The organism is Pseudactinotalea sp. Z1748, from assembly GCF_049725185.1.
Classification (GTDB): domain Bacteria; phylum Actinomycetota; class Actinomycetes; order Actinomycetales; family Beutenbergiaceae; genus CALKWS01.
In genome coordinates, this window is the sequence record NZ_JBMPQB010000001.1 from 627,774 (window position 1) to 640,064 (window position 12,291).

The 12,291-nt window shown below is 71.1% G+C and carries 11 protein-coding genes; 8 read left to right on the forward strand and 3 right to left on the reverse strand.

The window, feature by feature from the left end:
• Positions 1–19 precede the first annotated feature (19 nt).
• From ACO0LU_RS02980 to ACO0LU_RS03010, 7 genes are read left to right on the forward strand one after another with little or no spacing between them, the layout of a single operon-like run.
• Positions 20–1,792, forward strand: coding sequence for an ABC transporter ATP-binding protein (locus ACO0LU_RS02980; protein WP_424789931.1), 1,773 nt, complete (start codon positions 20–22; stop codon positions 1,790–1,792).
• Positions 1,785–3,017: an ABC transporter permease gene (locus ACO0LU_RS02985; protein ID WP_424789932.1), complete on the forward strand. Its 1,233-nt coding sequence runs from the start codon at positions 1,785–1,787 to the stop codon at positions 3,015–3,017. Before ACO0LU_RS02980 ends, ACO0LU_RS02985 begins: the two co-directional genes overlap by 8 nt.
• Positions 3,014–4,306 (forward strand): ABC transporter permease, encoded by a 1,293-nt coding sequence (locus ACO0LU_RS02990; RefSeq protein WP_424789933.1) that lies wholly within the window; start codon positions 3,014–3,016, stop codon positions 4,304–4,306. Before ACO0LU_RS02985 ends, ACO0LU_RS02990 begins: the two co-directional genes overlap by 4 nt.
• Before the next feature lie 46 nt (positions 4,307–4,352).
• Positions 4,353–4,742 carry a cytidine deaminase gene (locus tag ACO0LU_RS02995; RefSeq protein WP_424789934.1) on the forward strand — a complete coding sequence of 130 codons (390 nt, stop codon included), beginning with the start codon at positions 4,353–4,355 and terminating at the stop codon, positions 4,740–4,742.
• A gap of 53 nt (positions 4,743–4,795) precedes the next feature.
• Positions 4,796–6,094, forward strand: a complete 1,299-nt coding sequence (locus ACO0LU_RS03000) for a thymidine phosphorylase (protein ID WP_424789935.1) — start codon at positions 4,796–4,798, stop codon at positions 6,092–6,094.
• Positions 6,095–6,107: 13 nt separating this feature from the next.
• Complete coding sequence (locus ACO0LU_RS03005) at positions 6,108–6,944, forward strand: hypothetical protein (protein ID WP_424789936.1); 837 nt, start codon at positions 6,108–6,110, stop codon at positions 6,942–6,944.
• Between the two features lie 29 nt (positions 6,945–6,973).
• The gene (locus tag ACO0LU_RS03010) at positions 6,974–8,068 is read left to right on the forward strand and encodes a DUF4037 domain-containing protein (protein WP_424789937.1); all 1,095 of its coding nucleotides are present in this window, start codon (positions 6,974–6,976) and stop codon (positions 8,066–8,068) included.
• 42 nt (positions 8,069–8,110) lie between these two features.
• Here ACO0LU_RS03010 and ACO0LU_RS03015 read toward each other — a convergent pair whose 3' ends face one another.
• The 3 genes from ACO0LU_RS03015 to ACO0LU_RS03025 form a co-directional block, all read right to left on the reverse strand.
• The gene (locus ACO0LU_RS03015) at positions 8,111–9,010 is read right to left on the reverse strand and encodes an SMP-30/gluconolactonase/LRE family protein (protein WP_424789938.1); all 900 of its coding nucleotides are present in this window, start codon (positions 9,008–9,010) and stop codon (positions 8,111–8,113) included.
• Positions 9,011–9,076: 66 nt separating this feature from the next.
• Entirely contained in the window at positions 9,077–10,588 is a 1,512-nt protein-coding gene (locus ACO0LU_RS03020; protein ID WP_424789939.1) for a hypothetical protein, read from the reverse strand.
• The gene (locus tag ACO0LU_RS03025; protein ID WP_424789940.1) at positions 10,588–10,953 is read right to left on the reverse strand and encodes a hypothetical protein; all 366 of its coding nucleotides are present in this window, start codon (positions 10,951–10,953) and stop codon (positions 10,588–10,590) included. Before ACO0LU_RS03025 ends, ACO0LU_RS03020 begins: the two co-directional genes overlap by 1 nt.
• A 127-nt stretch (positions 10,954–11,080) precedes the next feature.
• Here ACO0LU_RS03025 and ACO0LU_RS03030 point away from each other — a divergent pair, with 127 nt between their 5' ends.
• The gene (locus ACO0LU_RS03030) at positions 11,081–12,169 is read left to right on the forward strand and encodes an adenosine deaminase (protein WP_424789941.1); all 1,089 of its coding nucleotides are present in this window, start codon (positions 11,081–11,083) and stop codon (positions 12,167–12,169) included.
• Positions 12,170–12,291: the final 122 nt, after the last annotated feature.

The following is a 12,291-nucleotide window of genomic DNA, read 5'->3' on the forward strand; positions in this document are numbered from 1 at the left end:
AGGACCGAAGGGAGCACGGGTGCGGCTCGAACTGCGCGGGATCACCAAACGCTTCGGCTCGCTGCTGGCCAATGACGCCATCGATCTGACCTTCGAAGCCGGGCAGATCCACGCCCTGCTGGGTGAGAACGGTGCCGGCAAGTCCACGTTGATGAACGTGCTGTACGGCCTGTACACCCCCGATGCCGGGCAGATCGTGGTCGACGGCGAACCGGTTTCCTTCGCGGGCCCCGGCGGGGCGATGGCCGCGGGCATCGGCATGGTGCACCAGCACTTCATGCTGGTGCCGGTCTTCACGGTGGCCGAGAATGTGGTGCTGGGCCACGAACCCACCGGGCCGCTGGGCGTGATCGACCTGGACCAGGCCCGCCGCATCGTGCAGGAGATCTCCGAACGCTTCGGGTTCGAGGTCGACCCCGACGCGCGCGTGGAGGACCTGAGCGTCGGTGCGCAGCAGCGGGTAGAGATCATCAAGGCGCTGTCCCGCGACGCCCGGGTGCTCATCCTCGATGAACCCACGGCGGTGCTGACCCCGCAGGAGACCGATGAGCTGATCGAGATCATGCAGCAGCTCAGTGACACCGGTACCACGATCGTGTTCATCACCCACAAGTTGCGGGAGGTCCGGGCGATCGCGGACCAGATCAGCGTGATCCGGCGCGGAAAGGTGGTCGGGGACGCATCGCCGGCGGACTCCGAGGCAACCCTGGCCGCCCTGATGGTGGGACGGGAGGTGAACCTGCGGGTCGATCGCGAACCCGCCCGCCGCACCGAGCACACCTTGACCATCAAGGATCTGACCGTGCGCGACGCGGACGGGAGCCAGGTGGTGGACGCGGTGAACCTGCAGGCCCACGGCGGAGAGGTGCTGGCGATCGCCGGGGTGCAGGGCAACGGCCAGTCCGAGTTGGTCGAGGCGATCCTGGGGCTGCGCGAGGCGACCGGCGGTTCGGTCGACCTGGACGGGCAGGAACTGCTGGGACGTAGCGTGCAGGAGGTGCTCCGCGCCGGCGTGGGGTACGTCCCCGAGGACCGCTCCACCGATGGCCTGGTCGGACCCTTCACGATCGCGGAGAACCTGATCCTGGACCTGCACGACCAGGCCCCGTTCGCGCGCGGGTGGAGCATGGACCAGGGCGCGATTACCGACAACGCCCGGCGCCAGGTCGAGGCGTTCGACGTGCGCACCTCCAGCATCCACGCCCCGGTCGCGACCCTGTCCGGTGGCAACCAGCAGAAAGTGGTGCTGGCCCGGGAGATGTCGCGCCCCTTGCGGGTGCTGGTCGCCTCCCAGCCCACCCGCGGCCTGGACGTGGGCTCGATCGAGTTCGTGCACGGGCGCATCATCGCCGAACGCGACGCGGGCACCCCGGTGCTCATCGTGTCCACCGAACTGGATGAGGTGATGGCGGTGGCGGACCGGATCGCGGTGATGTACCGCGGCCGTGTGGTCGGGGTGGTCGACGGCGACACCGACCGGGACGTACTCGGGCTGATGATGGCCGGGGTGGCACCACAGGAGGCCGAGGAGCGGGCCGCCGCTGAGCACACCCGGATGCACGTCGCCGACACCGCCGGCCAGGCCGAGGAGATCACCGGGGATCCCGTGGCAGTGGCGCACGTGCCCGTCGGTTCCCGACCCGGTGAGCCCGGCCAGGGCCCGCCCGGTGATGATCCGCGCGACCGGGATCCCGGAGAGGCCGTCATGCATGAGGGCGGCAGTGCTGATCCGACCAGGGGCGACCGCGGCAACGGGGACGGCACCCAGCAGGGGCAGGTGCGCGATGTCTGAGCGACGCACCGAATCCGCAGGGGCCGGCCCGGACCGGGGTGAGCAGGGCAGCGATATGCGCGGGGTGCTGCGGGAGATCCTCTCCGCCAGCTGGGTCACCGTGCTGCTGGCCATCGTGGCCGCGCTGGTGGTCTCCGCGGTCCTGGTGATGTACGCCGATCCGGACGTTCGTAGTTCCGCGGTGTACTTCTTCGACCGGCCCGGCGACACCTTCTCCGCGGCCTGGGGTGCGATCGTGGATACCTACACGGCACTGTTCCGTGGCGCCGTCTTCGACTACCGGGCCGGTTCGGTCAGCAGGGCGCTGCGGCCGGTCACCGAGACGTTCGTGGCCGCAACGCCGCTCATCTTCGCCGGCCTCGGGCTGGGCATCGCCTTCCGCGCCGGGATGTTCAATATCGGCGCCCAGGGGCAGGTGCTCGCCGGCGCCGCTGCGGCCGCCTACGTCGGCTTCGCCCTGCCGATGCCACCCGTGGTGCACCTGGTGGCCGCGGTGCTGGCCGCCGCTGTGATCGGCGGGCTGTGGGCCGGGATCGCCGGGTTCCTCAAGGCCCGCACCGGCGCGAACGAAGTGATCACCACGATCATGCTGAACTGGATCAGCCTGTGGCTGGTGCGGTACCTACTCGATCAGGAGTACTTCGCCCCGGGCCCGAACCCGATCGCACCGCCGGTGTCGTCGAACTCGGCATTTCCGCTGTTGCTCGGCTCCGGGTTCAACCTGCACCTGGGGTTCCTGCTTGCCCTGGCCGCGGTGGCGGCGGTGTGGTGGCTGATGGAGCGTTCCACGATCGGCTTCAAGTTCCGGGCGGTGGGAGCGAACATGGACGCCGCCCGCACTGCGGGGATCAACGTCAACCTCACGTTCGTGATGGTCATGGTCAGCGCCGGCCTGCTCGCCGGGCTGGCCGGTGCCAGTCAGATCCTCGGCCCCACCCGGACCCTGCGGGAGACCACCGCAGGAAACATCGGCTTCGATGCGATCACGGTGGCGCTGCTCGGACGATCCCGGCCGGTGGGGGTGCTGCTGGCCTCGCTGCTCTTCGGGGCGATGCGCGCAGGTCTGCCCCTGATGCAGGTCAACTCGCACACGCCGGTGGACCTGATCCTGATCCTGCAGGCCACCATCGTGCTGATGATCGCCGCGCCGCCGCTGGTGCGTTCGATGTTCCGGTTGCCGCAGCCGCACGGTGAGAACCGGCGCCGCGAGGGAGCCCTGGTATGAGCGCCGCGACACACTTCCACGACCCGGCAGTGGCCGCGGCGGACCCCGCGGTCGGGAAGATCTCCTGGCGCACCCCGGTGCTGATGGCTGCCGTGGCGATCGTAGGCCTGCTCGCCTTCGGACTGTTCACCTCGGCCGGGCGTGAGTCACGTTTCAACCTCGGCGGCGGCGGGATCCCGTTCGACCCGCCACCCCTGGTGCTGCCCTCCCGGCTGACGGTCCTGGTGCTGGTGGCCATCGCGCTGATCCTGACCGCGCTGGCCTACTGGTACACCTCGACGCGGCGCACGGTTCCGCTGGCGATCCCGATCTCCTTCGGTGTGGTGATGCTGGCGGCCTTCCTGACCTGGGCGGTGGCCGGCAACGCCCGTGGCCTCACGCTGTCCTTCCTGCTCGCCACCACGATCACGGCCACGCTCCCGTTCGCGTTCGGCGCGATGGCGGGTGTGCTGTGCGAACGCTCCGGCATCATCAACATCGCCATCGAGGGCCAACTGCTGATGGGGGCCTTCATGGCCGCGATCGTGGCGAGCATGGCGGGCAACTTCTACTACGCCCTGATCGCCGCACCGATCGGCGGGGCGCTGGTGGGTTTGCTGCTGGCGGTGTTCTCCATCCGGTACCGGGTGGACCAGATCATCGTCGGTGTGGTGCTGAACGTGCTGGTGCTGGGGGTGACCACGTACCTGCTGCACTCGGTGGTGCGGGACAACTCCAACACCATGAACGACCCGCCCCGGTTGACCCCGATCCGGATCCCGCTGCTGGCCGACATCCCGGTGGTGGGCCCGGCACTGTTCAACCACAACGTGATCGTCTACGCCATGTTCGCCACCGTGATCGGGTTGCAGTTCATGATCTTCCGCAGCCGTTGGGGCCTGCGGATGCGCTCGGTGGGCGAGCACCCGAGAGCGGCCGATACCATGGGCATCAACGTGAACCGGACCCGGTACCGCAATGTGGTGTTCGGCTCCGCGGTGGCCGGCTTCGGTGGTGCCGCGCTGGTCTCAGCGGGCCTGGCGTTCCTGGAGAACATTACCGCCGGTCGCGGTTACATCGCCCTGGCCGCGATGATCCTGGGCCGGTGGAAGCCCGCCGGTGCCCTGGCCGCAGCGTTGCTGTTCGGCTTCGCCGACTCCCTGAACCGGATGTTGGTGAACATCTCCTCCCCGGTGCCGACCGAACTGCTGGCGATGCTGCCCTACCTGGCCACCATCTTCGCCGTGGCCGGACTGGTGGGCCGGGTGCGCCCGCCCGCGGCGGAGGGCAAGCCGTACCCGCCCTCATGAGAGGCCCGGGGAAGCAGGACCGAGCGCGATGTAGGAGGCTGGGCCGATGAGCACGATCGATTGGCACGGACTGCGGGCGGCGGCCCGGGAGGTGGCGCAGCGCGCCTACGCCCCCTACTCGGGCCTGCGCGTCGGCGCCGCCGCGCGGACGAGTGACGGCCGGGTGCTGGTGGGGTGCAACGTGGAGAACGCCGCCTACGGGGTGACCCTGTGCGCGGAGTGCTCGCTGGTCTCCGCGCTGGTCACCGGCGGCGGGGGGCGCCTGGTGGCCTTCACCTGCGCCGGTGGCGAGGGGCAATTGCTGATGCCCTGCGGGCGCTGCCGGCAACTCCTCTGGGAACACGGCGGAGCCGGGTTGCTGGTGGACACCCCCTCCGGCATCCGCCCGATGAGCCAGGTGCTGCCCGACGCCTTCGGTCCGGACCACCTGCCCTGAGCACCCCGATCCGCCGTCCGGGCCGGCGCGCGGGGGAGCATTACCATCGGGTCATGAGCAGCGAAGCCTTCGACGCCGTCGACATCATCCGCACCAAGCGCGACGGCGAGGCCCTCAGCGAGGAGCAGATCCGCTGGGTGATCGAGGCCTACACCCGTGGGGCGGTGGCCGAGGAACAGATGGCCGCGCTGAACATGGCGATCCTGCTGAACGGGATGGGCCGGGCCGAGATCGCCACCTGGACCCGGGCGATGATCGACTCCGGAGAGCGGATGGACTTCTCCGTCCTGCCGGTGCCCACCACGGACAAGCACTCCACCGGCGGGGTCGGGGACAAGATCACCCTGCCGCTGGCCCCCCTGGTCGCCTCCTTCGGGGTGGCGGTCCCGCAGCTGTCCGGCCGCGGCCTGGGGCACACCGGTGGCACCCTGGACAAACTCGAGTCGATCCCCGGTTGGCGGGCGGACCTGAGCAACGAGGAGATGCTGGCCCAACTGCGCCACGTGGGCGCGGTGATCTGCCAGGCCGGCTCCGGCCTGGCCCCGGCCGACCGCAAGCTCTACGCGCTGCGCGACGTGACCGGCACCGTGGAGTCGATCCCGCTGATCGCCTCCTCGATCATGAGCAAGAAGATCGCCGAGGGAACCGGCGCCCTGGTGCTGGACGTCAAGGTGGGGTCCGGGGCGTTCATGAAGGACGCCGGCGCCGCCCGGGAACTGGCCCGCACCATGGTGGATCTGGGCACCGATGCGGGCGTGACCACCCGGGCCCTGCTCACCGACATGTCGACACCGCTGGGCCTGACCGCCGGCAACGCCCTGGAGGTCCGCGAGGCGGTGGAGGTCCTCGACGGCGGTGGGCCCCCCGACGTGGTCGAACTCACCGTCGCGCTGGCCCGGGAGATGCTCTCCGCGGCGGGCCGGGAGGACGTCGACGTCGCCGCGGCCCTGACGGACGGGCGGGCGATGGACACCTGGCGGGCGATGATCACCGCCCAGGGTGGCGATCCCGACGCCCCGCTGCCCACCGCCACCGACACCGACGTGGTCCTCGCCCCCGCCGACGGGGTGCTGGTGGAACTCGACGCGCTGGCCGTGGGTGTGGCCGCCTGGCGCCTGGGTGCCGGCCGGGCCCGTCGGGAGGATGCGGTCCAGGCCGGCGCCGGGGTGCAGATGCACGCCAAACCAGGCGGGGCCGTTCGTGCCGGCGAGCCACTGATGACTCTGCACAGCGACACCCCCGAACGTTTCGACCGCGCCAGGCAAGCCCTTGCGGATGCTGCCGTCATCGCCCCGGAGGGCTCCCGTCCACCCGGGCGGCCCCTGATCCTGGACCGGCTCGTCGCCGGGTGAGGAGAGGCTCACGATGCCTGCGCACCGGCGGGACTCCGGGCGCCCGGGGTTGTCCCTGAGTACGGTGCTGAGCCCGGTGTTTACCGGCCGGTACCTCGACCTCGCCCAGCGACTGCTCACTGCCCGCGCCGCGTCGCTGGCGCTGCCGCACTGGAACCTCTTCCCGCACGATGAGGGGAACCGCTCCGGGCCCGAGTTGGTGCGCATCGGCGGGCACGTGGCCCGTCAGCACGACGGCGTCACCTGCGGTGCGGCGGCCATCATGCTGCTGAACGCCGCGATCGACCCGCACCTGGCCGCCTGGCTCGAGCACGGCCGCATGCCCGCCGCAACTACGCCGGAGATCGCCACACTCGATGCCGCGGGCCTGGCCGCGCCCACGGTGGCGGCCCGGATGGCCCTGGCCCAGGACGCCACCCACCGCATCCTCACCCGCGCCGGGCCGGGCCGGCTCCCGTGGCCCCGGGCGCTGGGTACCCCGCCCTGGGGCGCGGCCCGCGGCGCCCGGGTACCCGGGGTGCGCTACACCCACCGGGCCGTGGACGATCACAACCCGGCCGTGCTGCGCGCCACCACCGACATGCTCGTGGCCGCCACCTCCGCAGGTGTCCCCGTCCCGCTCTACGCCGGCGGCAACACGGCTCGTGGGTGGCGCACCGCGGTGCCGCGGCACGTGCTGCTGGCACTTCCCGCAGCCGGGGACCGGCTGCGCATCTTCGACCCGGGGACCGGGTACATCCACCGGGTGCGGCCGGAGGAGCTGGCGGCGCGGCGCACCCCGCACCCGGCGCTGGGGAACTGGACCCACCTGGCCTGGACGCTGATCCCGCTCGTGGATTCCCACCGGTAGAGCCTGCACCGCACTGCCACAATGCCGCCATGACCTTCGTGCCCGGACACCGGTTGAGCGCACACCTGCTGGACGTCATCGTGCCGGACCTGACGCAGGAGTTTCCGCACCTGCGGTACGCCGCCGCCCTGATCGGGCGCGGCTCGGACGTGCTCGGCTACGACACCGCTCGTTCCACCGATCACGACTGGGGCCCACGCCTGGTGCTGGTGCTGTCCGAGCAGGACCACCGAACCCGCGCCGAGCAGGTCCTGGACGCGGTCGAGGCGGTGCTGCCGGAGGTGATCGCCGGGGTCGCGGTGGACCACCTGCCGGGCCAGCAGATTCCCGGTGGCCCGGCCACCCACCACACCACCGCGGGGCGCCGGCGCCCGCACGGGGTGAGCGTGCGCACGCTGCAGGGCCTGCTCTCGGACCTGCTCGGCATCGACTCACTGGCCGAACTGGACCCCGCGACCTGGATGAGCATCCCCTCCCAGAGCCTGCTGGAGTTCACCGCCGGGCCGGTGCTGCGCGACGACGTGGGCCAGTTGAGCCGCGCCCGTGCGGAACTGTCGTTCTACCCCGACCAGATCTGGCTGGCCGTCATGGCCGGGTGGTGGCAGCGCATCGCCCAACTGGAGGCCCTCACCGGTCGGGCCCGCGAGGCCGACGACGACGTGGGTGCCGGGGTCATCGCCGCCGGCATCGTGCGCTGCGGTATGCACCTGGCGTTGTTGCAACAGCGCACCTACCCGCCCTATGCCAAGTGGTTGGGTACAGCCCTTGCCCGCACCGCCGGCGGAGCGGACCTGCTCACCCTGATGCGCGCCGCGCTGGACGCCCGCGGAACCGACCAGGACCGGGCCGTGGTGGACGTGCTGCTCGCGCTCGCCGCGGCCCATGACCGGCTCGGCGTGACCGACCAGGTACGGGCCACGCCGTCGTCCTTCTTCGACCGGCCCTACCCGGTGATCTGGGCCGACCGGTTCACGCAGGCACTGCGAGGTGCCATCACCGATCCGGCCGTGCGCGCACTCCCGCGCGACATCGGGAGCATCGATACCATCACCGACTCCACCCCGGCCGCGGCCGATCACGGGTTCCGGCGCCATCTGCGCACCTGGTGGCGTGAGGCCGAATGAGCACGGTGCCGGACGGGTCGGCCCGGCCGGCACCGGCAGGGCTCAGCGCTGCAGTTCCAGCCCGCGGGTGCGGGTGGAGATGCGCCACAGGCTCGAGGTCGCGGTGATGTACAACAGGGTGCCGAAGGGGCCCCCGAAGCACAGGTTCGCGGTGGTCTCCGGAGTGGGGATACGGCCCAGTTCGGTGTCCCCGTCGGGGGTGAGGACGTGCACCCCGTCGGCGGCGGAGGACCAGATCCGTCCCTCGATGTCCAGACGCAGCCCGTCGGTCTTACCCGGGTCCACCCGGAACCACTCGCGTTCGTAGGTGGCATTGCCGTCGGGGTCGATGCGATAACCGAACGTGGCGGCATCGGAACCGGTGTCGGCCAGCAACAGCAGGTCCGCGGAGGCGAAGGCCAGGCCGTTCGGCTTGTCCCGGTCCCGGATCGGGGCGGTCAGGGTGCCGTCACGGTCGAGCCGGAACACCCAGCGTCCGGGCAGTTCCTGCTCCCCGCCGTAGCCCTCCTCGGGCTTGTCGATGCCATAGGTGGGATCGGTGAACCACAATGAGCCGTCCAAGGGGTGCAGGGCTACGTCGTTGGGGCTGTTCAGGCGCTTGCCATCGAACGTGTCGGCCAGGGTGGTCCAGGATCCGTCGTGCTCGTGCCGCACCAGAGCCCGCTCCCCGTGGGAGCAGGCGATCAGCAACCCGTCGATATCGGTGCAATGCCCGTTCTGGTGGTGGCTCGGCTCTGCCTCAGCCTCCAGTACCCCGTAGTCGGTCCATGCCCAGGTGCGGTTCTGTCGGACGTCGGAGAAGACCACCCGTTCCCGGTTGGCCACATAGGTGGGGCCCTCGGCCCAGGTGAAATCCCCGGCGAGGTGCTCCAACGCCGCATCCGGGGGGAACAGCTCACTGAAGGACGGGTCGGTAGGTACAGGACCTGATGGCGTAGTCATGCCTGCCACGGTACCGAGCCCAGCGGCCAGCGGCACCCCGCTCCGGGCGCCGAACCTGCGGTGGGCTCAGTGGCCGTCCAGGTTCCACTCCTCGGTATCGACCTGCGGTACGGCTCCGCGGGTTCCGGCTCCGGCGCCGCCACCGGGACCCGGTGCGATCTCGTCGGGCTCGAGATCATCGGCCACCAGTTCCAGGCCGTGGTTACGCCGTGTGCGCTTGCTGCCCTGGCCGTTTCCGGCGAACGCACCTCCGACACCGCCCCGGCCGGCGCCGCCGGCACCCGCGCCACCGCCGGCGCGGGAACTGCCAGGGGCGACCGCGGCACCGCCTCGGCCGGGACCACCTGCAGCACCGCGGCCGGCTGCGCCCGGACCACCCCGGGCGGTCGAACCGGGCACCATGCCGCCGACGCCTCCGCGCGCTCCGGGGCCTCCTGCGCCGCGCGCACCAGGTCCACCGACGCCTCCGCGTGCACCGACACCACGCGTGCCGGGTCCCCCGCGGCCGGTCTGACCGGGGACCACGCCGCCGACGCCTCCGCGCGCTCCGGTGCCCACACCGCCCCGTGCTCCGGCACCGATCACCGCGCCGCCCACCGCTGCCCCGGGACCACCCACACCGGGGCCGCCCACACCGGGACCGCCCACCGCGGGCGCACCCGCACCGGAACCGATCCCGGCGCCGGCGCCGCCGACGAGTGTGCCTCCGCCGGGACCATCCACGGAGGTGTCGATCATCGGGCCGGTGCCGGCCTCGGGGTTCCAGTGCTCACGACCGGTGCCGGCGCCGGCACCGCCGGGCCCGGCCGGTAGGTCCTGGACCGGTCCGCCGCCGCCGATCCCGGAGCCGGTGCCCACGGATGAACCGCCGCTGATCCCGGGGCCGGTGCCCACGGATGAACCGCCGCCGATTCCGGGGCCGGTGCCCACCGGAGCGCCGCCGCCGGAACCACCGGGTCCGGTACCGCCCCCGCCACCGGACATCGAGAATCCGGGGGTGGCAGCGCCTCCGGTGCCGCCAGCACCGCTGGTCCCGCTCGGGCCGGGCGCCGTCGGGCCGTCGGTGTTGCCGCTCATCCGCGCAGTGGCGTCGCGCAGCATGGCGTCCAGCCGGTTCATCTCCCGGCTGGCCTCGGCCTCGCGCTCCCTGGCGTTCTGCTCCCGGAAGTGCGCGCGCATGTCGGCGGCGTCCTCGAACTCCACGTTGCCGCGGGCAGGGTGGCCGACCAGGGACGCCTGCTCCTCCTGGAACGCATCCAGGTCCTCGCTGGGCAGCATCGTGTAGGACACCGAGCCCTCCCGGACCGCCTCCCGGGCGTCGGAGAGGATCGTGACGACCTCATCGAGTTCACCGGCGAGTTCGGCTGCGCCGGAGGCGATCTCCGAAGCCAGCTCCCGGGCCGCCTGACCGGCCGCCCCTTCCATGCCGGGATCACCGGCGGCGTTGCGCAGGGCCTCGGCCAGTGCGCTCAGGCTCCCGGCCCCGCCGTACAGGTTCGACCGGTCGGTCGAGGTGCCGTCCCGGTTGGTGTCATTGACGTCCAGGTAGCGCTTCAGTGCGTCGGCGTTGGCGCCCATCAGGCCTCCCCGGTCGGTGTGCCGGCCTCGGGGACGTGGATCTGCTCGGTATCACGCCCGGCGTGAGCCATCACGGTCTCGACGTCGTCGTCCACACCCAGCAGGGCCTTCTCGCTCTCGGTCAGACCGGAGGTGAATTGATCGACCTTCGCCGCCAGCGTGTCCATCTTCTCCTGGATCGCCAGCAACCGGTCGCGGTAACTGGCCGCGAAATTCATCGCCTCGGTGTTGATGGTCCAGCGCGAAGCGTTCTGGGTGTTGGCCAGTTCACTCGCGGTCTTGATCTCGTCCTGAAGATCGTCGTTGGCCTGTTGAGCCAGCCCCGCGACGTGATACACGGTGTGCGAATCGATCAATAGTGCCACGGCGCTTCTATCCCTTCGGTTACTCCGAATCCAGGCTAACGGAGGATCGCGCAGGCGCCCATGGAGAGAACTCCCCATCGTCCACGCCCCGATGGCCCGGTCACGTTGGCCATTACGCTGCTGTGTCATGACGCTACGCCCGGAACAGATAGCCGCCCTGCCCAAGGTCGTCCTGCACGACCACCTCGATGGCGGGCTGCGCCCGCAGACGCTGCTGGACCTGGCCGCAGCCATCGGTCACGATCTGCCCGCCCGGAACGCTCAGGACCTGGCACAGTGGTTCGTCGCCTCGGCCAACTCAGGGTCCCTGGAGCGCTACCTGGAGACTTTTGCCCACACCACCGCGGTGATGCAGACCCCCGAAGGGCTGCACCGGGTGGCCAAGGAGGCGGTGCTGGACCTGGCGGCCGACGGTGTGGTCTACGCCGAACAGCGGTACGCACCCGAGCAGCACCAGCATCAGGGCCTGAGCCTGCAGGAGGTGGTCGATGCGGTCCAGTCCGGATTGGACTACGGCGTGGAACAGGCCGTGCGCGCGGGTCACCGGATCCACGTGGGAACCCTGATCACCGCGATGCGCCAGGAGGACCGGGCCGATGAGATCGCCGAACTCGCCCTGGCCAACCGTGACCGGGGCGCGTTCGGGTTCGACATCGCCGGACCCGAACTGGGCTTCCCCCCGACCCGCCAGGCCCGGGCCTTCCAGACGTTGCGGGAGGCCAACTTCCCCTTCACCATCCACGCCGGAGAGGCCGACGGGGTGCAGAGCATCTGGCAGGCACTCCAGCAGTGCCACACCCTGAGGTTGGGACACGGGGTGCGCATCATCGAGGACATCGCCGACGCCGACGACCCCGAGCGTGCCCGCCTCGGCCGGGTGGCCCACTGGGTGCGGGACCGTCAGATCCCGCTGGAGGCCTGCCCGGTATCGAACCTGCATACCGGGATCGCCCCGACGGTGGCCGCCCACCCCATCACCGCGCTTCGCGACCTGGGCTTCGCGGTGACCATCAACACCGACAACCGGCTGGTCTCGGGCACCTCGATGAGCCAGGAGATGACCCTGCTGGTGACCGAGGCCGGCTGGGACCTGGCCGACCTGGAGGCGGCAACGCTGACGGCGGCGTGGAACGGGTTCGCCCACCACGACGTGATGCAGCAGATCGTCGCCGAACAGATCCTGCCCGGATTCGCGGCGGCCCGGGACGCCGTGTGACCGACGGCGCAGTCCGGTGCCGGGCCCGACCGCAAGCCCGAGCCGGCCCCGGGCATCCGCTCGGGAAGCGCACTGTCCCGACTCTGACTCTGGCGACGGGGCTGACACGTATCGGTCCCACG

Excerpts from the sequence above, each read along its gene's own strand:
- ACO0LU_RS02985 (WP_424789932.1), top strand. The coding sequence starts at position 1,785 with ATGTCTGAGCGACGCACCGAATCCGCAGGGGCCGGCCCGGACCGGGGT.
- ACO0LU_RS02990 (WP_424789933.1), top strand. The coding sequence starts at position 3,014 with ATGAGCGCCGCGACACACTTCCACGACCCGGCAGTGGCCGCGGCGGAC.
- ACO0LU_RS02995 (WP_424789934.1), top strand. The coding sequence starts at position 4,353 with ATGAGCACGATCGATTGGCACGGACTGCGGGCGGCGGCCCGGGAGGTG.
- ACO0LU_RS03000 (WP_424789935.1), top strand. The coding sequence starts at position 4,796 with ATGAGCAGCGAAGCCTTCGACGCCGTCGACATCATCCGCACCAAGCGC.
- ACO0LU_RS03005 (WP_424789936.1), top strand. The coding sequence starts at position 6,108 with ATGCCTGCGCACCGGCGGGACTCCGGGCGCCCGGGGTTGTCCCTGAGT.
- ACO0LU_RS03010 (WP_424789937.1), top strand. The coding sequence starts at position 6,974 with ATGACCTTCGTGCCCGGACACCGGTTGAGCGCACACCTGCTGGACGTC.
- ACO0LU_RS03015 (WP_424789938.1), bottom strand. The coding sequence starts at position 9,010 with ATGACTACGCCATCAGGTCCTGTACCTACCGACCCGTCCTTCAGTGAG.
- ACO0LU_RS03020 (WP_424789939.1), bottom strand. The coding sequence starts at position 10,588 with ATGGGCGCCAACGCCGACGCACTGAAGCGCTACCTGGACGTCAATGAC.
- ACO0LU_RS03030 (WP_424789941.1), top strand. The coding sequence starts at position 11,081 with ATGACGCTACGCCCGGAACAGATAGCCGCCCTGCCCAAGGTCGTCCTG.